Here is a 22,764-nt window from a genome sequence, read left to right as displayed (position 1 = left end):
ACGGCGTCGTGGTCGACTTGGTCGACGGCGTGGCCGAGATCACCGGCAAGGTGCCGTGCAGCTACGTCTACGTGGACGGCCTGTCGGTCGGCGAGGTCACCGAGTTCTCCCTCAAGGACCGGCGAGTCCTCGGAGACGAAGGTTTCCTGTCGGTGTTCCTCGTGGTGGACGCGACCACCGGCAAGCTCGCCGTGGCCCCGCAGATCCACGCACGGGGCGCGGGCATCCCCGACGAGGAACTCGATGCCCTGGAACCGGTCATCCACGAGGTCCTCGCCGCCGCGGCGGCCGACGGCATCAGCGAGGCGGGCCAGCTTCAGCAGCTGCTGCGCCGCAGGGTCAGCGGCTGGGCCGGCGCGCGGTTCCGGCGGCGGCCGATGGTCCTCACCAGGGTGATCGACATCTGACCGGTACTTCGATGGAGGACTGAGCGGTGATCGCTGAGGGCATGGACGTCGGCGAGGTGATGGCACGTACGGAACTGAGCCTGCGGACCATCCGGCATTACGCGCGGCTTCACCTGGTCATTCCCTCGGTCCCCACCGACACCGGGGCGCTGTACTCCGAGGAAGACGTGGCCCGGCTTTCGCTGCTGCGGCGGATCCGCCCGATGGGCTTCACTCTCAGTGAGGTCCGGGACCTGCTCGCCACACTCGAAATCCTGGAGGATCCCGAGATCTCGGACCAGCGCGGCCACCTGCTGGAGCGCAGCGAGATGTACCTGGAAGCGGCCCGGCTCCGGGCGGCCCGGCTGGCCGAGGAGCTCCAGCAGGCCCGCGAGTTCACCGCCGCGCTGGACACCGAGATCGCCCAGCGGCGCCAGGACTCGGACCGGCGCTGAGGCGCCTGCCCAACGACGCTGAGGCCCCGGCGCCTGCGGGACGGCGCCGGGGCTTCGCTCTGCGCGGACGTGGCCGGGCTCCCCGTCAGTGGCTTGCGGTGAGTTCGCCGCTGAGGGTGTCGTGCATGCGGGCGCTGTGCTCGTTGAGCCCGACGATCTCGACGGTCTTGCCGCGCCGTTCGTACTTGGTGGTGACGGCGTCGAGGGCGGCGACGGTGGAGGCGTCCCAGACGTGGGCGTCGCGTGCGGTGTTCCTGCCGTCAGCCGTTGGAGGTGCTGACCGGCAGGTCCGGCAGGTGCTGCCACAGCTCCCGCAGATGCGGGAACGATCGCTCCGGCAACCGCTCCAACGCGGCCAGGACGTCCGGCCGGGCCCCGGCATTGTGGGCCGCAGTGATGATCTGGTCCCGTGATACCGGGCCGTCTCCGAACACGCTGTCGATGGTCTCGGCGATCTCAAGACGCGTCACGACCATGGTGATTCTCTCCGCTGTGCGATCTGGGATGCGACTGGGCGCGACTGCATCCGGTTCGGGCCGCTCTGTGTTGGATCTCGATGGTGGCGTCACCGCGGTGCCGGGCTCGGGGGGGAGCCGGCACCGCGGGACACCGGAGGCGGACGAGGGGGTCCTCCGCCGATATCTACTCTAACGTAAGAGTAATCTCCGATGGGTGGTTCGGCAGGCAGCTCCGGTATGCAGGGGCGGCCCTGGCTGTGTCGGCTCCCAGGCCTGTTCGGCATCCGAGAGTCGGCTGTCCTAAGAGAGAGGGTTGCTGCGCCGAACCACGGTTGCCGGTGGTCAGCCGGCGAGCGCAGTACCGCGTCGAGGCGGCACCAGAGTCAGCCGCTGCAGGAGCGGCGCCATCTGGATCGGGTCGCTGAGGTCGGAGATGGGCTGTTCGTCACGACCCAGGACATAGGTTCCCCAGGATGGTCGGAGGGTCAGGGCCGTCCCCTCGACGGAGGTGCTGGTCGAGCCTTCGTCGATCGTGCACTGAAGCCGCCAGGTCGGGCTCCGGGTGAGCGTGATGCGCACATTGGCCCCCGGTGCGGGGTCGACCCATCGGCCGTCAAGACACATCCGAACACGGGAATCGTCGTGGAGCGGCCGCAGTTCCACGGTCTTGAGCGCCACGTCGACGAGGTCGGAGTCCTCTTCGATGCCGATGACAGGGACCTCCGTGGTCACGTGGGTGTCGCCGCTGAGCAGGGGACGTGCAAGCAGCGCGGCCATGCGCCGCCCGTCCCCGCCGTGGCCCATGACGTCGACGAGCAGGGACACCGAGGCCGTGATTCGCCGTAGGTCCGGCAGCGTGGTTCTGTGCCGCAGGACCGGCGGGATGTCGATGGTGGCCAAACCGAGGGCGGCACATTGGCGGCGCAACTGTGTACCGCGCGAGCGGCTGGCCTTGTCGTAACCGCGGACGATGCCGATCACCCCGTCCCCGGCACCCGCAGCGTCCGAGCTGCGAAGAGCATGTTCGCTCAGCCAGATCAGGGTGGTAGCCGACAGAGCGCGAGTGGTCATCAGACCTCCTGGAAGGGGTGTCATGGGACGAGTGACTCGCACCAACGTCGGACTCTGCGACAAGGCCATTCGCGGAGCCATCCGGGCGAGCCCCGGCGTTCTCGTGGATGCGGTGAACGAGCCTTGCGGCGAGGCGTCAGGGCCCTTGGTCCGGGCCACCACCTACCCGCCAATCCTACTCTAACGTAAGAATAGAGTCAGCACCTGTGGTGCCCACCAGCGCCAGGGTCGGTCCAGGAACGCCCAAAACGAGCGCGTACACGGCGGAGTTGATGCGCACCGCCTCCTTCGAGCCCTCGCAGAGACCGAGCAGAGATCACTCTCACGTAAGGGTAGTTTTTACAGAATCGGCATTTATGTCGGCTTCGCGTGGGTAACGCCGCACGTACGAACCACCACGCTTCGAGGGAGGAACGATGGCAGCCGAAGCCGCAACCGCCACCCGGGATGAGCACTACGACATCGTGAGCGTGCTCTACCACACCCTGCAGGAAGCCGACACACTAGAGCAGTACATCAAGGACGCCGAGGACAACGGCGACCAGACGGCAGCCGACTTCTTCCGCGAAGTTCAGGCCGACGACAGGAAGAACGCCCAGCGTGCCAAGCAACTCCTTCGTCACCGCATCGACCAAGGCCAGCACCGCTGACCGAGGTCTGTGCCGCCAGTGGGCGAGACGAGAGCACTGGCGACCATGCGAACGTCGCAATGAGGTCTGTGCTCAGTCGGGGACGCCTGCGGCGAGCATCGGGGTGAGGGTGACGCCGGGGTGTTCGCGTTCGATGGCGCGCAGGCGCCACTTGTCAACGAACACCGCGATGAGCGAGCCGTCCAGGGAGCGGGTGAGGACCTCGACGCCGCGTCGCCCGTTCAGCGTCTCGGCGGATTCCTTGTCGGTGATGCGGGCGGTGGAGTAGTCGAGCCGGGCCAGTTCGACCGGTGCGTTGAACTCGTCGGCCATCCGGGCGGTGACGACGTCGAACTGCAGCGGCCCGACGGCGGCCAGCACCGGTGCCTGGTCACCGCGCAGGTCGCTGCGCAGCACCTGGACCACGCCTTCGCTGTCGAGCTGCTCGATGCCGCGGCGGAACTGCTTGGCCCGGCTGTTGTCGGTAACCCGCGCCACCATGAAATGTTCGGGGGCGAACGCCGGGATCGGCGGGAAGGTCACCGGGGTCTTGGCGTACAGGGTGTCGCCCACGGTCAGGCCGGATGCGTTCGGCAGCCCGAGCACGTCCCCCGGATAGGCGGCGTCCAGCGTCGAGCGGTCACGGCCGAACACGGTCTGGGCGTACTTGGTCGCCAAAGGGCGTCCGGTCGGGGCATGGGTCAGCGACATCCCGCGCTCGAACCGGCCCGAGCAGACGCGGACGAAGGCCAGCCGGTCGCGGTGGGCCTTGTCCATCCCGGCCTGCACCTTGAACACCTGCCCGGAGAACGGCGCCGACACCGGCCGCTCCCTACCTTCGTCGTCCGCGCGGGCCGAGGGCGCCGGCGCCAGGCGGCACACCGTCTCCAGCAGCGCGCCCACCCCGAAGTTGGGCAGGGCGGCCCCGAACAGCACGGGGGTGCAGGTTCCGGCGGCGAAGGCGTCCATGTCGAGGGTGGCGCCGATCTCCTCCAGCAGCGCCAGTTCCTCGACCGCGGTCTCCCACGTCTCGCCTTCCTGTTCGGCGGCTTCCTCGGCGGTGACGTGTTCGGCGATCGCGCGGGTGGCGCCGCCGGGCGTGCGGCGGAACCGGGTAAACGAGCCCTCGGCGCGGTCGATCAGGCCGCGGAAGTCCCCGGCGATGCCGACCGGCCAGTTCAGCGGTGCCGGACGCAGCCCGATGCGCTGCTCGACCTCGTCCAGCAGCTCCAGGGGCTCACGGCCGGGCCGGTCCCACTTGTTCACGAACGTGATCACCGGGATGCCGCGATGGCGGCACACGTCGAACAGCTTGAGCGTCTGCGCCTCCAGGCCCTTGGCCGAGTCCAGCAGCATGATCGCCCCGTCCACGGCCGCCAGCACCCGGTAGGTGTCCTCGGAGAAGTCCGCGTGGCCCGGGGTGTCCAGCAGGTTCAGCAGCGCGCCGTCATACTCGAACCGCAGTACCGAGGAGGTGATGGAGATGCCGCGGGACCGCTCCATGTCCATCCAGTCCGACCGCACGCCCTGCCGCCCGGCCTTGCCGTGCACCGCCCCGGCCTGCTCGATCGCCGCCGCGTGCAACGCCAGCGCCTCGGTCAGCGTCGACTTGCCCGCGTCCGGGTGACTGATCACCGCGAACGTCCGCCGCCGCGCCGCCTCCGCCGCCACGTCCTGCGCCGTGCCCGTCCCGCCGCTCACCGCCGCTCCCTCTCGTACTCGGCCTCACCGGTCCATCCGGACGGCCAAGCGGAGGCGGCCGGCGGACATTCCAGCGCCGCCTGCTCCGATTCCGTCCGGGCCGACAGTTCACGATCAAGATTGGTGACCAGGCCCTCGGCGATCTGCAGACGCTCACGCAGCAGCGCGCACCGCCAGTCGATCTCCTGGCACCAGGTGCTCAGCCTGTCGACCAACTCCCGCCGCTCCTGCGGTGCCGGCTCGGCGGCGAGGTCACTCAGCACGGTGCACAGCAACCGCGTCTCTTCAAGCGTGAACTCCAGTGACTTCATCCGCTTGACCAGTTCGAGCCGCGCCGCATCAGCCTCGCTGTAGACGCGGAAACCGCCGCGCGTGCGCGCGGACGGCGTCACCAGCCCGACCTCCTCGTAATAACGGATCGTGCGCAGCGACAACCCCGTCCGCTCGGCCACCTCGCCGATCTGCATCCGCCCACCACCTGACGACCGTTCGCAGCTAATCTAACCTTACGTTAGAGTACCTTGGGTGCGGGATCGGCCGGAGGCACACTCGCCGATCGTGCGCGGTTCTCGCGCCGCCGCCTGCAGGGCGTGCTCGCGGCGGCGCGGGGACATCCACATACGCCCGTACCGATCTCCGAGGCTGCGGACCGTCGCCGACACGGCCAAGCCACGTACAGCGTCTGGCCAGAGATGACGCGCTGAACGCCGTGCGCGACGGTTCGCATTCGGGGCGGGCGCACTGACCACAACCCTTCTATGACGTTAGAGTAGAGACCGCGTTCGATGGAAAGCGAAAACGATGAACGGCCGGCCTGGTCCACTCCGGATCCTGTCGCCTCCCCACCAGGGCACACGCCCGTACAGGCCGGAAAGGCGCGAGATGTTCACCTTCAGGCATGCCGCCGGATCCGACGTCGGACTGCGGCGGGCAGACCAACCAGGACTCGGCGTCGGCGAGCGACCGTCTGCTGGCGGTCGCCGACGGCATGGGCGGTCACGCCGGGGGTGATGTGGCCAGTTCCATCGCGATCAACTGCCTGGCCCGCATGGACCGGTCCCTCGACACCATGCCCATGGCCGCCCTGGAACAGGCCCTCGAAGCCGCTGGACGAGAACTGCGGGAGAACGTCACCCGTACACCCGCCCTGGCGAGCATGGGGACCACGCTCACCGCGATACTGCTCGACCGAAGGCGGATCGCACTCGCCCACATCGGGGACTCCCGCGCCTACCTGCTGCGCTCGGGAGAACTTCACCAGCTCACCGTCGACCACACGATGGTGCACACCCTGGTGCAGGACGGCTACATCACCGCCGAGCAGGCGGCCCATCACACGCACCGCTCCGTGCTCACCAGGGCGCTCGACGCGATCAGCGCCGCGAAACCGGACCTGTCCATGCATGACGTGCAGCCCGCAGACCGGTACCTGCTCTGTTCGGACGGCCTCTCGGGCACCGTGGCCGAGGACAAGGTGCAGCAACTCCTCACCGGCTGCGCCGACCCCGCGACGGCCGTCCAGGAACTGATCAACGCGGCCTACCTGCGAGGGGCACCCGACAACGTCACCTGCGTCGTCGCCGACGTACACGACACCCCCGGCACACCCCAGGACGCACAGCAGCGGGAAACCCGCGCCGGAGCCGTCGAAAACCTCGCAGATCACCATTGAAGATCCAGGCCGCACGTGGCTTGGAGCCGGTCTAGGGCGTTTGTGAGTGCCCTAACGCGGTGCTCAAGCTTTTCCACGATGTAGCCCTCCCGCCTCGCCCACCAGCTGCGCAACTCTTAGCGCTCGTGCACGGCTCCGCTGAGATCGACGACAACGTCACCGTGGCCAGCGTCAACGTCTCGTCAGGCGCCCGAGCCAACCGTCGGGGCGCCCGCTCTCCTCTTACAAGAGGCATATTTCGGGGCGAGGAAGGCGGTGTGTGTCCGCTTCGCCTGCCCGGGACGACCTCGTACCCCGCAGGTCAGTGGGCAACGGCGCGGTCGAAGCCACCAGGCCGGTGACCGTCGCCGGCCAGCGAACGGCCGTAGCAGGCGGCGCAGACACCGATCTCGGCCTCGCAGACCAGGACGCTGCGGGTACGGACCTTGTCCACGCCCGCCTCGACCAGGCGCGACACGACCGCGTCGGACAGGCCGGTGTCGGCCGGGAAGATGACCGTCCCGTCGACGACGTCCTCGGCGACCGTGCGGCCGACCAGGCCGGTCTCCGACGTGGCCAGCTTGCCGTCGGGCGGCTAGCGGCTTCACCTCGTCCTCACCCGGGCGGTCACGTCCCTGGACGTGCTGCACTCCCGGCCGCTTCCCGCAGCTCTGCTTCGCTCTCCCAGCCGCACGACTCAAGGGCACGCAGGAACGCCTCGACCATGACCGGGTCGAACTGGGTTCCCGAGCAGCCATTCCCGGCGCCCGCGGCACCGCGGCGCAGCCCCGGCCGCGCCACGAGGCAGATGATGGCAAGCTTGACCGACGATATGGATCATCCGCCCCCGGCAGGGCAGGCCGGTGGCGTGAGGAGGAGCCCGATGGACGGCAGGCACATGCAGATCGGCGAGGTCGCCGACCGGACCGGCCTGAGCCTGCGCACCATCCGCCACTACGAAGAGGTCGGCCTCGCCCTGCCCGCGGCGCGCTCCCAAGGCGGCTTCCGGCTCTACACCGACGACGACGTCACCCGCCTCCTGGTCGTCAAGAGGATGAAACCGCTCGACTTCACCCTCGAAGAGATGCGCGACCTGCTGGACATCCTGGACCGGCTCCAGTCTCCCGACACCGGCGACGCCGCCCGCACCGACCTCGCCAAACGCCTGACCGTCTACCGCTCCCTGGTCGAGGAACGCTGCGAGAAGATCCGCGCCCGCCTGTCGGACGCCGACCAGTTCTCCGCCGAGCTCTCCACAGAACTCCGCAAACACCGCCCAGCAGGCTGAGGCAATCGACTGCTGGCTGCACCGCGCCCGGTGGGCGGCACGTGTCCAGGGTTTGAGCCACCGGTCCATGAACGGGTGCATTCCGTCCGCGCCCCTCACGGCGCAGCACCAGCAGCTCGGCATTCCTTGGGCGCCGTCGAACAGATCACCCGCCTGGACACACGTCGAAACCAACGCCCCGGCGGATCCGCTACGAGTACCAGAATGCCGCATGACCTGCACGGATGAGGTTTTCGGCAGAGACAGGATCAGCTCAGTCGTGCGCCCGCCGCGCGATCGAGGATCTCCGCCGCCTCGGCGTGATCGTTGCCGAGACGGCTGGATTCCTGCGCGAACTCCAGGAAGCGTGAGAGGCGCCCCTCGTGGGTCAGGTGGAGTTCGTGCATGGCCCTGGTGCCTGCGATGTAGAGCATGCACCTGTCCACCTCGTTGGCGTAGTTCGTGTCCTCCACGTGCGGGACGATCACGGTGTCGAACTCCAGTCCCTTGGCGATGTGTGCCGAGGTGATGATGATACCGGTGGCGAATGCCTTGCTGTCGTAATCGATAAAGGTCAACTGGACTCCGGCCTCTGACAAGGAGACAGAGAGTGCTTCCGCCTGGGCGACGGTCTTGCAGATGATGCCCAGTGAGTTGTGATCGCTGCGCTCGTACCGTTCGATGAGGGCCAGGATCTGTGCCTCCTGGTCACGTTGGTGCGTGCAGGAGATGATCTGTGGTGGCAGCCCGTGGCGCTCGATCGGGATGAGCTTTTCATTCCTGGAAATGTTCTGTGTGAACTCCGTGATCTCGGTCGTGGAGCGGTAGCTCTTGCGCAACTCCAGGCAGTCGGCCTCCGGGAAGGTTTGGCGGATCGTTGACAGTGACGAGGAGCTGAACGGGTTGACCGACTGGTTGGAGTCTCCGAGGATCGTCATCTTGCAGGAGAAGAGCTTGCGCAGCACGGCATACTGAATGGATGTGTAGTCCTGCATCTCGTCCACCAGGAGGTGGCGGATGTGTCCATAGCTCTCATAGCGGGACGTGCTGATGATGGTGTAGATCAGCGGGAACACATCGGTGTACTCGATCTTGTTCCGGCCGGCCGGCTTGAACAGGCCGCGACGCGCAGGGTCCTGATAGAACGCTTTGTACATGGTGAGCGCGTCCTTATAGGGGAACATGGCGCTGACCTGTCGGCGGACTCCGCTGGTGTCAGCGGCCGTCCACTTGCCGCCTCTGTCCAGTACCTCGTTCTTGAGCAGGCGAGCAGCGGTGTAGGCCACGCGCTCCAGGCGCAGGAAGAGTGGAAGGGCCTGTGCCTCCTTGAAGGCGTCCGCGACCCATTCGCCAGAGAGCCGTTTGTTCTTCTGCTCGATCGGCCTGGGAGTGAACTCCTCGTCCACGAGCGAGGTGATCCATGCGTCGAGGCGGGCGACGAATTCGGGTGTCGCCTTGTAGCGGATGCGCTCGGCCGCCGCTTCATCGACGTGGTCAAGCAGCTTGACCACCTGTTCGCTGAACGTTTCGTAGTCGGTTACCTTCGCGAGGAAACCGCTGGCGATCCTGTCGAAGTCGATCTCCGCGGTCTGCTCCTCACCCAGTTCGGGAAGCACGTCGGCGATGTAGTCGCCGAAAACCTTGTTGGGGGAGAGGATCATGACGTTGTCGGACGTGAGGGTGTCTTTGAAGCGATAGAGCAGGAATGCCACCCGGTGCAGCGCGATCGACGTTTTGCCGGAGCCCGCCACACCCTGCAGGATCAGCACCTGTGCCGTCTCGTTGCGGATCACAGCGTTCTGTTCCCGCTGGATGGTCGCAACGATGTTCTTCATCTTGTCATCGGCGGACTGGCTCAGCTCCCGCTGCAAGACGTCGTCACCGATGTTGAGCGCGCTGTCGAACATGTACTCGAGGCGCCCACCCTGGATCTTGTATTGGCGCTTACCCGTGATTTCGCCGTGGACGATGCCTTCGGGGGCCTTGAAGAAGGCCTCCCCCGATTCGAAGTCATAGAAGAGGCTGGACACGGGGGCCCGCCAGTCGTGGATCACAATTTCCTGGGTCTCGGGGTCCAGAAGATGGTGTACACCGATGTAGTGAGCCGTGGCCTCCTCGTCGCTTCTCCTGCAGAAGTCGACGCGCCCGAAGTAGGGAGAGTTCAGCAAGCGTTCCATGCGCTTTCTGGCCTGCACTGCATGGTCGCCGAGGGCGACCGCCATGTTCACCTCGGTGCGGTGGTTGGCCTTCTCCGCGGCGTCCATGTCACGCCAGCTCTCCCACATGTACTCCTTCTGCTCCTTGACATTTCTGGCAGACCCGTCGACGGAGTCGGTGAAACGCTTCAGCTCGTTCGTCAGCAAATGCACCGTCCTGGCGAGGCGCCGGTGCTCGTATTCTTCGTCTCGTGCCTGCGCGTCGGTCAACGCCATCTCCGTTCTGATTCGCCTCAAGGGTCACGACGTATGCAGTCGACGGTGCGTCGGGCTGCCGGTCTGGTCGCTGGCAGTCCGACGCACCGAATAATCTACTGTCACGTAAGAGTAGGGTAACGGAAGGTGTGTGACGGTCACCGCACCTCCGGGATCTGATGCCCCTATGGACGCCAAGCCGCGGCTGGGGGCCGTCGCGCGGGGTGGGTAGGTGATGAGGTGGTCGATCTCACGAGCGATGTATCGCTTGAGACACCGGATGGCCTCGCGTCGGGTTTGCCTTCAGCGGTGCGCCGGTCGATGTAGTTACGGGTGCACTGGTCCCAGCGCTGCGGCGGCGTCGGGGCCGACGCCATAGGTGTCGAGCAGTTGTGGGTTGTCGTCTGCGAGGGCAGCGCCGATCTGGGCTTGGAGGTCGGTGACCTCTGGCGCTACGGGTGTTGAACGGCACTTGATATCGCCCATGGCTGGGGACGGCTGTTCCCTGCAGGTGCGTCCGCTTGCTGGGCGGCGTGTTGCCGCTCAGCTTTCGAGGACACCTCGAACCGCCTGTCGGGTCAGCTGTTGCTGGAATTGGGCGTCGGTGGCGTCGGCCCCGGTCATCGAGCGGCCCAGGACGCCGAGCAGCACGGCGCCGATGATGGCGTTGGCGGCATCGGCGGTGTCGTCGGCGGTGAAGGCGCCGGCGTTGCGGCCGTCGGTGAGCAGTTCCCGTAGGGGAGCGGTGATCCAGGTGTCGTTGGCCTGCATGACCTCGCTCATCCGGTCGGTTTGGCCCAGAGCTCCGAGCAGACCGGCGCAGATTCCAGGGCGGTGCCCGAGGTAGTCGACCATGGCGGCCACCATCGCTCGCAGCCGTGCTCGCGGGGGTTCGTCGGGGTTCACCTGGGCGCGTATCGCCTCGGCCCCCTGCCGGGCATGTGCGGTCAGCATGAAGACCAGCAGGTCGTCCCGGCCGGAGAAGTAGTAGTACAGCGTGGCCCGTGAGGCCCCCACCAGCCGGGCGACGTCCTCCAGCCGGGGCGGCGGGTCGGTGCGCAGCACCTGCTCGGCGACATCCAGCAGACGGGTGGCCAGATCGGACGGTGGGCTCTTCACACCGGGCAGCCTAACCCCTTGATCTGGATTCCAATCCAGATTACAGTCTAAATCATGGTTGAAATTACATCCTATGGCCGGTGGGCGGTCGTCACCGGAGCCTCATCCGGCATCGGCGAGGCCTTCGCCGAACACCTCGCCACGGCAGGTCTGGATCTAGTGTTGGCGGCCCGCTCGACCGACCGGCTCCAGGTGCTCGGCGACAGGTTGTCGCTGGCCCACGGCGTCGACTGCCGGGTGGTGACCGTCGACCTCAGTACCCCGCAGGCGGCCTCGGCCCTGGCCGAGGCGACCGCCGACCTCGACGTCGGGCTCCTGATCTCCAACGCCGGCGGTGGCCGTCCCGGGCCGCTGCTGGACCAGGCCCTGGAGGACCTGCACCGCCGCTTCACCCTCAACGCCATCGCGCATCTGGATCTGGTTCACGCCTTCGGACGGCGGTTCGTCGACCGGGGACACGGCGGCATCGTGCTGGTGTCGGCGCTGGGAGCCGTGCACGGGCTGCCGAACATGGCCCATGAGAGCGCGGCCAAGGCCTACGTGCTCAACCTCGGCGAGGCCCTGCACCACGAACTGGCACCCGCCGGCGTCGATGTCACCGTGCTGCTGCCGGGCAACGTCGACACCCCGATCATCGATGCCTTCGGGCTCGATCGCGCCGCCCTTCCGATCCGTCCCCAGTCGGCCGACGCCGCCGTGGGCGAGGCCGTGGCGGCCCTGCTCAAAGGCCGCCCTTTGCACGTCCCGGGCCGGATGATGCGCCTGATGACCCGGCTGGTGCCCCGCTCACGCTCGGTGCGGATGAACGGCCGGATGCTCGGCCAGGCCGCGCGCAACCTGGCCGAACGCGAACAGGCCCGGCACGACTCGGCCATGGCTCGGACGCGCTCATGACGAGCACCGGCCTGCCGCACCGGGTGACCCGGTTCAGCCGCATCCCTCACCGGCTGCTCACCTGGGGCCTGCCGATGGGCCCGGTGGTGCTGCTGCGCACCCGCGGCCGCCGCAGCGGCCTGCCACGCACCGTCCCCGTCGCCCTGTACCACCGCGACGGCCGCCAGTGGCTGGTCGCCCCATTCGGTGACACCCACTGGGTCCACAACGTCCGCGCCCACAGCGCAGCCGAACTCGGCCGCGGCCGACGGTTCCGCCGGGTCCGGCTCCGCGAGATCGACGACAACACCAAACCCGAGATCCTGCGTGCCTACCGCCGCAGATTCGGCCTCGTGCCGTTCGTCCGCGACGCCTTCGATGCCACCGGCCACGACGATCCATCGGTGTTCCAACAAGAGGCCGACCGTCACCCCATCTTCCTCATCGAACCCCGCGAGTGACCCACCGCCGTCCCCAGAGTCGTTCCCCGTAGTGCCGAGCAGTTCGAACAGTTGCCTGTGGACGCCGGACTGCCACCGATCCGGCTGCACGACCGGCCACGGCGCCTCGGCCTTCTGCCGACGCAGCCACGCCGGCTCCTCCCGCTCGGACCCGCTCAGTCCGTCCGGGCCGCCCCGACGATCCGCATGTTGGCGACTTTGGTACGCCCCACCGGCGGTCGAGCGCGGGTGTTCGGTCCGGTCGCGGCCCAGGTCGGCACCGTATTCCTGACCTGCACGGGTATCACCGCGGTATTCGCGCCCGTAACAATGCGGCTCTACCACCGCGAACGGTGAGCCGCCGTCCTGACCTGTATGCAGCAGTGAGCCGGACCTGATCGGCGAAGCCACCAGAACGCGGCCGGACCCGGGGCTTCTGCAGGCTGCACGGGACGGATGTCCGCCGATCGGAGCGGGGGTGCAGGCACGGTGCTCTCCCGGCCGATAGCGGACCCATCGGGGTTGGATCCGGTGATCTCGCGGTTATCCTGACTGCGCCCAATGGCGGGTGGACGTCTGGTCCGTGCCTTGGCCCGGGGGCGACCGGACGTGCGGAGACTGTCGGCGCTGGCCGACGGGTTCGAGGGGGCGAGCGTCGATCGCCTCCGCGGCACGCTGCTCGGCGCGATCGGGCAGGTCGGCCGCGAGGCCCGCGGCGAGACGCTGGGCCGGGTCCTCGACCGCACCTTCGTGCGCGCCGCGCCGACGCAGGAGGCGGCGGCCGAGGTGCTCGATCTGCCCTTCTCCACCTACCGGCGCCACCTGGTCAGGGCCATGGAGCGCCTGACCGACCTGCTGTGGGCGGTCGAGATCGGCGAGATACGACTGGACTCCCGCCTCAATGCCGTCCGGGACGCCGGGCCGAGCGCAGACGCCGATCCGGGCGCCGATTGAGCACTGATTGAGCAAGGACCGACCTGGAGGGTGAACACCCCGGCGCCGGATGCTTCCCGCATCGATCCGATCGGGAGGTGGTCACCATGCCGGACGTACTGGTGCTGGGGGCGGGTCTCAACGGCCTGACGACCGCGATGTTGCTCGCTCGTGAAGGGCACCACGTCACCGTTCTGGAACGCGACTTCGCCGAGCCCGGGCGCCGGTGCGGACAGGGTGTGGGACGACTGGGAGAGGCCGGGGCTCAACCAGTTCCGGCAACCGCACTTCATGCTGCCGCGGTGGCGCGCGGAGATGGAGCGGGAACTGCCGGAGGTGGTCAAGGAACTCGAGGCCATGGGCGGCGCCCGCGTCAACGTGGTCGGGATGGTGCCCGCCGCGTTGACGGGCGGCGGCCGCGAGGGCGACGGGCGCTTCGCGACGGTGACGGCACGGCGCCCGACGCTGGAGGCCGCGATGGCCGCGGTCGCGGAACGCGTCCCGGGCGTGCGAGTCCTCCGGGGCGTCCCCGTGACCGGCCTGGTCACCGGGAGGCCGCTGGTTCCGGGGATGCCGCATATCGCCGGGGTCATGGCGGGCCGAGGGCGGGCGATCCGCGCCGGTCTCGTCGTCGACGCGACCGGCCGCCGGTCGCCACTGCCGGGCATGCTGGACGCGGTCGGCGGCCGGCGTCCCGCCGAGGAGCGGGAGGACTCCGTGTTCGTCTACTACGCCCGCCACTTCCGCGCGCGAAACGAAGGCACTCCCGAGGCTCTGGGGACGCCTCTGCAGCACTTCGAGGGCGTGTCGATCCTTACGCTCCCGTGCGACAACGACACCTGGGCCGTGGCCTTCATCGCCTCGTCCCGCGACCGGCGGTTGCGCACGCTGCGCGAACGGGTGGCATGGGAGCGAGCGCTAGGCATGTTCCCCACCGTCGCGCACTGGGATGCGGGCGAGCCGCTGACCGGCGAGTGGGTGATCGCCGGTATTGAGGACCGCTACCGCAGATACGTCGTCGACGACTACCCGGCGGCGACCGGCCTGCTCGCCGTCGGAGACGCGTGGGCGTGCACCAGTCCCTCGCTCGGACGGGGCGCGTCGATCGGGCTGCTGCGCGCATGCGCGCTGCGCGACGTGCTCCGCGAGACCGGCCCGGACGAGCCCGCGAAGCTGGCCGAGCGCTTCGACGAGGTCACCGAGACCACCGTCGGCCCGCTGTATCGGATGACGCCGGCCTTCGACAGGCACCGGCTGGCCGTAGGCCGCGCCCGGCACACCGTGAGCGGGCTTCGCGCCGACACGCAGGATCTGGTGGAGCTGTTCCACGCCTACAACACCGGCGAATATTCCGCCGACGAGTCCGTCAACGCTGCCGCATGCGGCCACGTCGCCTGACCCCGGCTTTTCCCACGCATTTCCACGGATGTGACATGACTAACGCCCTGCCCGGCACCTCAGGATCCGCCGGCGCGTCGGCGGCACGATGTTCACCAAGAAACTGTTCGACAACAGGCGCATCTTCACCGTGTGGGCACTGGCGACCGGCCTGCTGGCCATGACGTACGCGAGCTTCTACCCGTAGATCACCGCCGACACCGCCGGCAACGTGCCCGAGGCGATGCGCGGCTTCGGCTTCGACGACATGACCTCGGCCGCCGGCTACCTGCAGGGTCCGGTGTTCGGACTGCTGGTGCCGCTGCTGGCCACCTTCTACGGCGCCGCCACCGGCGCCCGCATGATCTCCGCCGATGAGGAATCGGGTTACCTGGACCTGCTGCTGGCCCACCCCATCGGCCGCGCCCGGCTGCTGCTGCACCGCTTCACCGCGCTCGCGACCGGCGCACTGCTGATCGCCGCCATGGTACTCGGCGCGATGCTGCCGTCCGCTCCAGCGCGAAACTGGACTCGATCTCCGTGGCCGGCGTCACCGCCCAGGCCGCCAACCTGGCGCTGCTCGCACTGGTGTTCGGAGCGCTGGCCCCTGGTATCGGCGTGGCCACCGGCAAAAGCCGGGCACCGTGTTCGGCATCACCGCCGGGGCGGGCGTGCTGGCCTACGCGGTCAATGGCTTCGCCCCTCAGATCGGGGCCGACTGGCTGCACCACCTCACCCCGTTCCCCACTACATCGGCGGCGCACCGCTCAAGAGCGGGCTCCAGTTCGCCGACGCTGCCGTCCTGGCCGTCGTCACCGTTCTGCTCATCGGCCTCGGAAGCTGGCGGTTCGTTGACCGCGACCTCAGCCGCTGAAACCTGGCCGCTGAAAACCGACACCACCTCCTGCCGACACTGGTCATCCGACAGCCCGGACGCTGGCACATGCCCAGCCGGGCCTGCGCCGTCGCCCCGCCGTTCTCCCGGCCGCCGGTGTGGCTGTGATCAGGCGTGGGTTGCAGACGGGTCGATCGTTCCACCGTCCTAATGGTCGGCTTGGCGCCACCAGAGTGCTGTGGCGGCGATGCCTGTCGCGGCCGTCGCGGCGGCGATGGTCAGGCCGGTGAGCGGGAGGGACGCTGCACCGGTGAGGCCGCTGGCTGTGGCGGGGACCGCCCACGGGAACCATGCTGATGCGCCGAGGGTGGCGGCGGAGACGCCGGAGACCAGGAGCGCGATGGTCGCCGCGATACCGGGGAGGTAGCCGCGGCCCGCACTGGCGGCGAGGGCGACCGGGAGCGTGAGGGCGATGGTGAGGCCGAGCAGCAGAAGCAGGTCAGGTAGTCCCTGGTGTGCGGTGCCGGGCAGGCCGAGCAGGGTTCCGGTCGCGAGCCAGGCCGCGGTCTGGAGGGCGGCGAGCAGGAGCAGCCAGGCCGTGGTGACGGTGAATTTGGCCAGTATGATCGCGGTGCGGGAGGTGGGGAGGGCGAGCAGGTCCAGGACGGTGCGGTCGCTGAACTCGCGGCCGAACATCCAGGTGACCAGGATGCCGAAAAGCAGGAATCCGCCCGCGGCGTCAATCTGCATGAGGGCGGTGTGGAAGCCGGGCCAGTCCGGGGTGATGCCCAAGGCCCGGGACTTGGCGCCCAGGCGCGGGGTGTCGGAGGCCACGGCGAACAGGGCGGCGAGCGCCACCGGGAGCAGGATCGCCGTGAGGGTGGCGCAGGGGGCGCGGGACCGCAGGAACTTGATGGTCTCGGTCCGGAGTGCGGCGCTCATGACGCCGGCTCCTGCCGGTTGTCGGTGAGCAGGCGCAGGAAGACGTCCTCCAGGTCTTCGGCGCCGCAGGTGCAGCGGGGCAGGTCGGTGGCGGGGAACTCGGTCAGCATGCGGCCCTGGTCGATGATGCCGATGCGGTCGGCGGTGCGGGCGACCTCGGCGAGGATGTGGCTGGAGACCAGGATCGTCGTGCCGTCCTGGTGGGCGAGGTGCCGCAGGATGCCGCGCAGTTCCACGATGCCGACGGGGTCGAGGCCGTTGGCCGGTTCGTCCAGGACGAGCAGGTCGGGACGGTGCAGGACGGCCTTGGCCAACCCGAGGCGCTGGGCGTTTCCTTGGGACAGGGTTCCGGCGCGCCGGTCGCGGTAGGGGGTCAGGCCGAACAGGTCGGTGACGCGGTCGGCGGCGTCGCGGTCGGGTTCGCGGCGTAGGCGGCGAGTGATCTCGAGGTTCTCGCGGACGGTGAGGCCGGGATAAGCGTGGGCGCCGTCGACGAGGTACCCGACCCGTCTCCAGTCCGGCTCGTTCCGGCCGAAGAGGCGCACCGTGCCGCTTGTCGGGCGGGTCATGCCGAGCAGCATCCGGATCGTGGTGGACTTGCCCGCGCCGTTGAGGCCGAGGAAGCCGTAAACCTGTCCGGGCTCGACGCGCAGGCCGAGCCCGTCCACGGCGGTCGTGTGCCGGTAGCGCTTGGTGAGGGCGTGTGTCTCGATCATCGGAGGAGCACCTCCAGGGCCTCGGCCATCACGGTGCGCAGGTCGGGACGGTCGTCGGCCTCGGCCCAGTGGGTCATCGCGGTGGTGGCGGCGGCCAGGCAGGCGCTCGCGGCGACGTGCACCTCGAAGGGGTCCTCGTCGGGAAGGGCGTCGGCGATGGCCTGCTGGGTGGCGTGGTTGTTCTCCCAGAGCCGGGCCCGCAGCGCGGGGGTGTGCAGGATCAGCCGGGTGCGGGCGAGCAGCAGGCGCGGGTCGGGAGGCAGTTCGGCGAGGCCGTCCAGGATGCTCAGGGCGATCCGGCGCAGGAGCGGTTCATCGGCCGGCCGGTGCCGGATGCGGTCGGCGATCACCGGGTCGTACTCGTCCTGCAGGACCAGGTGCTCCTTGGTGGGGAAGTGCCGGAACACCGTCATGGCGGACACGTCGGCGGCCTCGGCCACCTCGGCGACCGTGGTCGTGTCGAAACCGCGTTCCAGGAACAGGTGCATGGCCTGCTCCTGGATCGTCCGGCGCGTCCGGTCGCGTTTCGTTTCCCTCAATCCCACTTGTTGGACACTAACGAAAGTTAGTCACTAACACTATGGGTCACGGTCGTCTGATGGACGCGCTGGCGACGGTGGTGTTTGATCGCTGGCTGGGGCGGGATAGAGGTGACCGATACCAACGGGTGGAAGGGCCTGTTCTTGTTCTACCCGGCGCCCTACATCGGCGCGGCGGCAGGCCTGATCATCGGTATCCTCCTGTCCCGGTGGACCCCAAATGCCATCGCGGACGTCGCTGAACCGGCCGTAGGTGGGGCCCCGCTCGGGTCCGTGTCACCAGACCCAAAGTAGCTGTGGGTGATGTTGGTGACTCTTTGTGTTCGTCGGCGATGCGTTCACCCACGTTGCCAAGCCCCGTTCAGGAGCGCTGGTAGCGGCCCTGAGCGCGGTGAACCGGGCCCCGTTGCCGATCGGCGCTCAACCCAGATGGACCAACCGAGGACCAGGCCGGCGAACTCGCCGAGGCCGTCGTAGCGATCCGGCGGTCTTCTCGCCGGGTAGCTCCGGTGCATTGCTGCACCGGGGCCCCTCAGAACCGTGCGTGCCACTCGTCGCGGCAAGCCCTGAAGGGCGATTCAGGTTTGCTGTGCTCCTGCGTTGGCGGGCGCGGTGCCCGTGGTGGCAGGAGGCGTGAACGAGACAGGTGTGGTCATCGTTCGGTGAGCCGAGTCGGCCGTGATGCACGAGATAGTCGGCGACGATCGCGCGCTTGACGACCTGGAGCCACCACCGTTCCCACTGGTGGGGGATTGGGGTGGTTGCTCGACGGTCAGCAGATGGTCCCCGCAGAGCGGGCAACGTGCGTCCTGCCTGGTGAGCAGCCGCAACGTATACCTCTCGACTGGAGGTTTGATTTGCTTGCGCCGCGCGGCCCAATAGTCAGCCTGGGCGGGACCGGTCGGGGGATGCCGCGCCCACGACCAAGACGTGCCGGATGATGTTGGTCCAGGCGAACTAGGCAGACAGGCGCCGGGGTCTCGGTCCCTGAACACCCATCGATCGTTCCTGAACTTGTTGAACTTGCCGAAATACCTGTCCACGACCCAGCGTCTCGGCTTGTTCGGGTGGGTGTGGCGAGCCCACCGGTAGGAGCGCCGCCTCCAGAATCTCGGTCTCCAACGGCAGCAAGGTTCCAGGCTTGCGACGAGGCATGACCACCACATAGGAAGACCTCTTCCTATTGTCCAGTGGTCTCAGGGCGACGTACGGCCGGAACGTCGTCCCGCTCGTGGTTGGGAGCGACCGGAATGTAGGCGTCCCTGGCGTCCGGTCGGACAGCGCGGCGGGCTCGGCGACGGCGCGTCGGGCGCAGCCTGTCGGCCCGCCTTGGAGTACCCGGCAGCCGGGCCGCCCGGTGCGGCCGGGCGGCCCGGTCCTGCACACCGGGCACGCCGCCGGCGCACGGTGGCCCCTTCGCATGCGGGTAGCAGTGCCTGGAAATTCTGGAAACTCATTGGGGACCAAGGATGCGGCCCGTGGTGCCGGTCCGGTGTGCTCCCTGGCGGGAGGACGAAACCTGACGCCGCAGGGAGGCATGTGTGTTGCGTACTCGATGCCGCACTCAATTATTACTGATGTAGTAGATGGGGCCAGTACTGTGATGGCTCCGTCGCCGTTAGGGGAAGTTGTGGAGGTGCGATCTGACTTCAGCGCGGCTCTTACTACACTCGTCGTAGCGAAGGGCTGGACGTCGGCTTGGCTCCTGAGTCCGCCGGTAGGGCGTCGTGAGCGTCGGTCAATGTCGTGGTCAGTCCTGCCGGAGGCCTTGGGTCGCCGTTCTAGCTGCTCAGGGGTGTCCGGGAACCCCGTGATCGCTTCGGCGTTGTATGGACGATTGGTCTGACCAGAGAGAGACATGAAATCCGATAGATCCAACAGGGCGGCCACCCGCGTCGACGTGAGGCCGGAGGGCCGGTGATCACTGCGCTGTCCCTGCTGCTGGGGGTGGTGGTCGTCCTGGCGATCACCGCCGTGACGGGGTACTTCGTCGCCCAGGAGTTCGCATTCATGGCGGTGGATCCCTCGCGGCTGGGCGCTCGGGCGGGCGGTGGCGACAAGGCGGCCGGTCGAGCCCTGGCGGTGACCCGGCGCACCTCTTTCATGCTTTCGGGGGCCCAACTGGGCATCACGGTCACAGGCCTGCTCGTCGGGTACATCGCCGAACCGACGATCGGCAGTGCCCTCGGCGAAGTCGTCGGCGCGGCGGGCGTCTCGACGGCGACCGGGGTGGCGATCGGGACCGTTCTGGCGCTGGCCTTCTCCACGCTCGTGCAGATGCTGTTCGGCGAACTGTTCCCCAAGAACCTGGCGATCGCCCGTCCCGAGCCGGTGGCCCGGTGGCTGGCCCGGTCCACGCTGATCTACTTGAAGGTGTTCGGCTGGCTGGTGTGGGTGTTCGACCAGTCCTCCAACCTGCTGCTGCGAGCGCTGCGGATCGAGCCCGTCCATGACGTGGAGCATTCGGCCACCGAACGCGACCTGGCCCACATCGTCGCCGACTCGCGCCGCAGCGGGGACCTGCCCCCTGACCTGTCGATCCTGCTAGACCGGATTCTGGACTTCCCGCGCCGGGACGTCGAGCACGCGATGATTTCGCGCTCACGGGTCGACACCGTCGACGGCACCACCCCGATCGGCGTGGTCCGGCGGGCGATGAGCACAGGCCATTCCCGCTACCCCGTCCTGGACGAGGAGGAGCGCGTCGTGGGTGTGGTGCATCTGGACGACGTCCTGGACGCGGCCGACTCGGCCCGGCCGGTATCGACGATCATGCGTCCTCCGACGGTGCTGCCGACCCTGATGACACTGCCCACCGCGCTGGACGCTCTGGCCGCCGGACGCGACGAACTCGCCTGCGTCGTCGATGAGTTCGGCGGCTTCGCCGGGATCCTGACACTGGAGGACCTCGCCGAAGAACTCGTCGGTGAGATCACCGACGAGCACGACGTTGACGAGCACGAAGCCACCGCCACCGCGGCCGGTGACGCCTGGATCATCCCCGGCGACTTCCACATCGACGAGGTCGAGCGGACGATCGACCACCGGCTGCCCGACGGGGACTACGAGACCATCGCCGGACTGGTGATCGCCGAGTACGGAGCGCTGCCCGAGGTCGGCACCACCCTCGACATCGAGCTCCCGCCCGACCCCGCCGACCTCGCGCATGCCGACGAACCGCCCGCCCGGTTCGTGAACGCGGAGGTCTTGGAGGTCGATAAGCACGTGCCTTCGTCCATCCGGCTGCGGGTGACGGTCCCCGGAGAGGAGCACGGCCATGGATGATCCGTGGGTCGTTCTCGCCGCGACCGTCGCGATCATCGCGCTCAGCGCGTTCTTCGTCGCGGTCGAATTCGCGTTGATCGCAGCCAAGCGGCACCGGCTGGAAGACGCGGCGCCGAGGAGCGGATCCGCGCGGGCGGCCTTGCGCAGCTCGTCCGAGCTGACCGTGCTCCTGGCCGGGTCCCAGCTCGGGATCACCGTGTGCACGCTGGCACTCGGTGCGATCACCAAACCGGCCGTCCACCACTGGCTGACACCACTCTTCGAGACCTGGGGCCTGGCTCTATGGCTGGCGGACGTCGTCGGCTTCGTGGTTGCCCTGGTCATCGTGACGTTCCTGCACTTGGTGGTTGGAGAGATGGCGCCCAAGTCCTGGGCCATCGCCCATCCGGAGAAGTCGGCGACGTTGCTGGCGCTTCCAATGCGCGCGTTCATGTGGGCGACCAGGCCTCTGCTGAACGCGTTGAATGAGGCGGCCAACTGGTGCCTGCGGAAGGTCGGCGTGGAGGCCGCCGACCAGGTCGCCTCGGGACAGGACCCGGCTGCCCTGCGTCACCTCCTTGAGCACTCCGCGAACGTCGGCGCTCTGGACGCCGGCTACTCCGCCCAGCTCTCGGGCGCGCTCGACCTGCAGGACCTCATGGTCGCCGAGCTCATCAAGCCCGGTGCCGCGCTCACGGCAGTCGCCGCGGATGCCACCGTCGCCGACGTCCAGGCCGCGGCCCTGGCTTCGAGCCACTTGCGCATCCTCGTGATCGGTCCCGGAACCGACTGGAGAGTGGTGCACGTACGCGACACCCTCACCGAACCTGACAACGCCGCCATCACGTCGCTGACACGTCCTGCGTACCGCCTCCCGGCTGACACCCCCGTCTACACGGCACTGACCCAGATGCGGGAGTCCGGCAACCAGCTCGCGCTCGTCACCGAAGACGGTGAAGTCCGGGGAGTCGTCACCATCACCGACATGCTCCGCCGCCTCTTCCCCCGCCAAGGAACAACCGCGAACGCCGGTCACGCCACCGGATGAACGGTGGGTCGGTGCGAGGAAAGACCGATCACGGTGTGATCGAGCTACCGGGCGGCTTTCAGCATCCGTGACGCGGGTTGTTCCGGCCGGTGCCGGGCATCGGTGCGCGGTGGGGCAAGGCCGTCCAGGTGCCGGAGAGGAACTGCATGGGCCCGGCTGCTCCGGCGTGGTTGCGGCCCGAGCTGATCCCGGGGCCGGATCCGCGTCTGTGGTCGAAGCTCGACCTTCCCCACGGCGGTAAGAAGGTGCCAGCCGATTTCATACTCGTCTCTGGCCCTGCGGTAGAGGCGCCGGGGATGACTGCGCCGAGCACGGCGACGATGACGGCGATGAGGCTGGCCAGCACCGCTGCCGCCCCGATCACCTGAGGCTACGGCCGTCGTCTGCTGGTCGAGCGTGTCCGTTCCGGACGTCCGGTCGCCCGGCGGCCGACTTGTTGGACCCGGGGTGATTCCAATGTGCTCAAGTCCATCGGTGCCGATGCCGATCGCACCAGGGGTCGTGACGGCACCGCCATCGTCGCCGCCGCAGGAATGCGCGGCTGTAGCATGGAAATCGCCTGCGGGGCCACACCATGGTTGTCGTCGCCGACGAGCGACAACGTGCGTTCGGCGAGTGCATGTCCGAACCCGAGGAGCCTTCATGAGCT

The 22,764-nt window shown here is 68.3% G+C and carries 22 protein-coding genes and 3 pseudogenes; 14 read left to right on the top strand and 11 right to left on the bottom strand.

The genetic code is table 11. The features are described 5' to 3' along the window. Window positions 1–407 (top strand): annotated as a pseudogene (locus ACTWPP_RS44350) (RNase J family beta-CASP ribonuclease); the annotation flags it as partial. Window positions 408–433: 26 nt separating this feature from the next. Further along, on the top strand, window positions 434–841 hold the full coding sequence (locus tag ACTWPP_RS44345; RefSeq protein WP_443110503.1) for a MerR family transcriptional regulator: 408 nt from the start codon (window positions 434–436) through the stop codon (window positions 839–841). 260 nt (window positions 842–1,101) lie between these two features. On the opposite strand, the gene ACTWPP_RS44340 is transcribed toward ACTWPP_RS44345, so the two are convergent. Next, window positions 1,102–1,311, bottom strand: a complete 210-nt coding sequence (locus ACTWPP_RS44340) for a DUF2795 domain-containing protein (RefSeq protein WP_443110502.1) — start codon at window positions 1,309–1,311, stop codon at window positions 1,102–1,104. Between the two features lie 330 nt (window positions 1,312–1,641). Continuing rightward, complete coding sequence (locus ACTWPP_RS44335) at window positions 1,642–2,370, bottom strand: hypothetical protein (RefSeq protein ID WP_443110501.1); 729 nt, start codon at window positions 2,368–2,370, stop codon at window positions 1,642–1,644. A gap of 416 nt (window positions 2,371–2,786) precedes the next feature. Between ACTWPP_RS44335 and ACTWPP_RS44330 the strand changes: the two genes are divergently transcribed. Then, a complete protein-coding gene (locus tag ACTWPP_RS44330) occupies window positions 2,787–3,020 on the top strand; it encodes a hypothetical protein (protein WP_443110500.1) in 234 nt (77 codons plus the stop codon). 72 nt (window positions 3,021–3,092) lie between these two features. Here ACTWPP_RS44330 and ACTWPP_RS44325 read toward each other — a convergent pair whose 3' ends face one another. Together ACTWPP_RS44325 and ACTWPP_RS44320 are read right to left on the bottom strand one after the other, a co-directional pair. Beyond that, complete coding sequence (locus tag ACTWPP_RS44325) at window positions 3,093–4,700, bottom strand: peptide chain release factor 3 (protein WP_443110499.1); 1,608 nt, start codon at window positions 4,698–4,700, stop codon at window positions 3,093–3,095. Continuing rightward, window positions 4,697–5,167: a MerR family transcriptional regulator gene (locus ACTWPP_RS44320; RefSeq protein ID WP_443110498.1), complete on the bottom strand. Its 471-nt coding sequence runs from the start codon at window positions 5,165–5,167 to the stop codon at window positions 4,697–4,699. The genes ACTWPP_RS44325 and ACTWPP_RS44320 overlap by 4 nt, the downstream gene beginning before the upstream one ends. A gap of 431 nt (window positions 5,168–5,598) precedes the next feature. Between ACTWPP_RS44320 and ACTWPP_RS44315 the strand changes: the two genes are divergently transcribed. Continuing rightward, window positions 5,599–6,372, top strand: a complete 774-nt coding sequence (locus ACTWPP_RS44315) for a PP2C family protein-serine/threonine phosphatase (RefSeq protein ID WP_443110497.1) — start codon at window positions 5,599–5,601, stop codon at window positions 6,370–6,372. A 349-nt stretch (window positions 6,373–6,721) separates the two neighbouring features. On the opposite strand, the pseudogene ACTWPP_RS44310 reads toward ACTWPP_RS44315, so the two are convergent. Further along, window positions 6,722–6,934 (bottom strand): annotated as a pseudogene (locus ACTWPP_RS44310) (hypothetical protein); the annotation flags it as partial. A gap of 44 nt (window positions 6,935–6,978) precedes the next feature. Then, window positions 6,979–7,152 carry a hypothetical protein gene (locus ACTWPP_RS44305; protein WP_443110496.1) on the bottom strand — a complete coding sequence of 58 codons (174 nt, stop codon included), beginning with the start codon at window positions 7,150–7,152 and terminating at the stop codon, window positions 6,979–6,981. An 82-nt stretch (window positions 7,153–7,234) separates the two neighbouring features. Here ACTWPP_RS44305 and ACTWPP_RS44300 point away from each other — a divergent pair, with 82 nt between their 5' ends. Next, window positions 7,235–7,639 (top strand): MerR family transcriptional regulator, encoded by a 405-nt coding sequence (locus ACTWPP_RS44300; RefSeq protein WP_443110495.1) that lies wholly within the window; start codon window positions 7,235–7,237, stop codon window positions 7,637–7,639. 248 nt (window positions 7,640–7,887) lie between these two features. Here ACTWPP_RS44300 and ACTWPP_RS44295 read toward each other — a convergent pair whose 3' ends face one another. Further along, window positions 7,888–10,044, bottom strand: a complete 2,157-nt coding sequence (locus ACTWPP_RS44295) for a HelD family protein (RefSeq protein WP_443110494.1) — start codon at window positions 10,042–10,044, stop codon at window positions 7,888–7,890. A gap of 528 nt (window positions 10,045–10,572) precedes the next feature. Continuing rightward, complete coding sequence (locus tag ACTWPP_RS44290; protein ID WP_443110493.1) at window positions 10,573–11,148, bottom strand: TetR/AcrR family transcriptional regulator; 576 nt, start codon at window positions 11,146–11,148, stop codon at window positions 10,573–10,575. Between the two features lie 54 nt (window positions 11,149–11,202). Between ACTWPP_RS44290 and ACTWPP_RS44285 the strand changes: the two genes are divergently transcribed. From ACTWPP_RS44285 to ACTWPP_RS44260, 6 genes and pseudogenes are all read left to right on the top strand, one after another. Then, on the top strand, window positions 11,203–12,042 hold the full coding sequence (locus ACTWPP_RS44285) for an SDR family NAD(P)-dependent oxidoreductase (RefSeq protein ID WP_443110492.1): 840 nt from the start codon (window positions 11,203–11,205) through the stop codon (window positions 12,040–12,042). Continuing rightward, window positions 12,039–12,482: a nitroreductase family deazaflavin-dependent oxidoreductase gene (locus tag ACTWPP_RS44280; protein WP_443110491.1), complete on the top strand. Its 444-nt coding sequence runs from the start codon at window positions 12,039–12,041 to the stop codon at window positions 12,480–12,482. The genes ACTWPP_RS44285 and ACTWPP_RS44280 overlap by 4 nt, the downstream gene beginning before the upstream one ends. Window positions 12,483–13,070: 588 nt before the next feature. Further along, window positions 13,071–13,415 carry a hypothetical protein gene (locus tag ACTWPP_RS44275; protein ID WP_443110490.1) on the top strand — a complete coding sequence of 115 codons (345 nt, stop codon included), beginning with the start codon at window positions 13,071–13,073 and terminating at the stop codon, window positions 13,413–13,415. Between the two features lie 86 nt (window positions 13,416–13,501). Further along, a pseudogene (locus tag ACTWPP_RS44270) lies at window positions 13,502–13,561 on the top strand (hypothetical protein); the annotation flags it as partial. A 4-nt stretch (window positions 13,562–13,565) separates the two neighbouring features. After that, complete coding sequence (locus ACTWPP_RS44265; protein WP_443110489.1) at window positions 13,566–14,792, top strand: NAD(P)/FAD-dependent oxidoreductase; 1,227 nt, start codon at window positions 13,566–13,568, stop codon at window positions 14,790–14,792. A gap of 211 nt (window positions 14,793–15,003) precedes the next feature. Continuing rightward, on the top strand, window positions 15,004–15,645 hold the full coding sequence (locus ACTWPP_RS44260) for an ABC transporter permease subunit (RefSeq protein WP_443110488.1): 642 nt from the start codon (window positions 15,004–15,006) through the stop codon (window positions 15,643–15,645). 168 nt (window positions 15,646–15,813) lie between these two features. On the opposite strand, the gene ACTWPP_RS44255 is transcribed toward ACTWPP_RS44260, so the two are convergent. The 3 genes from ACTWPP_RS44255 to ACTWPP_RS44245 are packed head-to-tail and all read right to left on the bottom strand — an operon-like array spanning window position 15,814 to window position 17,809. Next, window positions 15,814–16,548, bottom strand: coding sequence for an ABC transporter permease (locus ACTWPP_RS44255; protein ID WP_443110487.1), 735 nt, complete (start codon window positions 16,546–16,548; stop codon window positions 15,814–15,816). Continuing rightward, a complete protein-coding gene (locus ACTWPP_RS44250) occupies window positions 16,545–17,264 on the bottom strand; it encodes an ABC transporter ATP-binding protein (protein WP_443110486.1) in 720 nt (239 codons plus the stop codon). Before ACTWPP_RS44250 ends, ACTWPP_RS44255 begins: the two co-directional genes overlap by 4 nt. Further along, complete coding sequence (locus tag ACTWPP_RS44245; RefSeq protein WP_443110485.1) at window positions 17,261–17,809, bottom strand: TetR/AcrR family transcriptional regulator; 549 nt, start codon at window positions 17,807–17,809, stop codon at window positions 17,261–17,263. The genes ACTWPP_RS44250 and ACTWPP_RS44245 overlap by 4 nt, the downstream gene beginning before the upstream one ends. Before the next feature lie 1,911 nt (window positions 17,810–19,720). On the opposite strand from ACTWPP_RS44245, the gene ACTWPP_RS44240 reads away from it, so the two are divergent. From ACTWPP_RS44240 to ACTWPP_RS44230, 3 genes are all read left to right on the top strand, one after another. Beyond that, window positions 19,721–21,088, top strand: a complete 1,368-nt coding sequence (locus ACTWPP_RS44240; protein WP_443110484.1) for a hemolysin family protein — start codon at window positions 19,721–19,723, stop codon at window positions 21,086–21,088. Beyond that, window positions 21,081–22,115, top strand: a complete 1,035-nt coding sequence (locus ACTWPP_RS44235) for a CNNM domain-containing protein (RefSeq protein ID WP_443110483.1) — start codon at window positions 21,081–21,083, stop codon at window positions 22,113–22,115. The genes ACTWPP_RS44240 and ACTWPP_RS44235 overlap by 8 nt, the downstream gene beginning before the upstream one ends. Before the next feature lie 458 nt (window positions 22,116–22,573). Continuing rightward, a partial coding sequence (locus ACTWPP_RS44230) for a hypothetical protein (protein ID WP_443110482.1) occupies window positions 22,574–22,764 on the top strand: 191 nt, incomplete at its 3' end.

It is taken from the genome of Actinomadura sp. 3N407 (genome assembly GCF_052245875.1).
In the GTDB taxonomy this organism is placed as follows: Bacteria; Actinomycetota; Actinomycetes; order Streptosporangiales; family Streptosporangiaceae; genus Spirillospora.
The sequence above is the reverse complement of the archived record's forward strand: the minus strand, read 5'-3'. Positions and strand labels throughout refer to the sequence as shown.

Bases quoted from the DNA above. Each gene is read 5' to 3' on its own strand.
- ACTWPP_RS44250 (WP_443110486.1), bottom strand. From the start codon at position 17,264: ATGATCGAGACACACGCCCTCACCAAGCGCTACCGGCACACGACCGCC.
- ACTWPP_RS44330 (WP_443110500.1), top strand. From the start codon at position 2,787: ATGGCAGCCGAAGCCGCAACCGCCACCCGGGATGAGCACTACGACATC.
- ACTWPP_RS44235 (WP_443110483.1), top strand. From the start codon at position 21,081: ATGGATGATCCGTGGGTCGTTCTCGCCGCGACCGTCGCGATCATCGCG.
- ACTWPP_RS44285 (WP_443110492.1), top strand. From the start codon at position 11,203: ATGGTTGAAATTACATCCTATGGCCGGTGGGCGGTCGTCACCGGAGCC.
- ACTWPP_RS44280 (WP_443110491.1), top strand. From the start codon at position 12,039: ATGACGAGCACCGGCCTGCCGCACCGGGTGACCCGGTTCAGCCGCATC.
- ACTWPP_RS44315 (WP_443110497.1), top strand. From the start codon at position 5,599: ATGCCGCCGGATCCGACGTCGGACTGCGGCGGGCAGACCAACCAGGAC.
- ACTWPP_RS44255 (WP_443110487.1), bottom strand. From the start codon at position 16,548: ATGAGCGCCGCACTCCGGACCGAGACCATCAAGTTCCTGCGGTCCCGC.
- ACTWPP_RS44320 (WP_443110498.1), bottom strand. From the start codon at position 5,167: ATGCAGATCGGCGAGGTGGCCGAGCGGACGGGGTTGTCGCTGCGCACG.
- ACTWPP_RS44335 (WP_443110501.1), bottom strand. From the start codon at position 2,370: ATGACCACTCGCGCTCTGTCGGCTACCACCCTGATCTGGCTGAGCGAA.
- ACTWPP_RS44300 (WP_443110495.1), top strand. From the start codon at position 7,235: ATGGACGGCAGGCACATGCAGATCGGCGAGGTCGCCGACCGGACCGGC.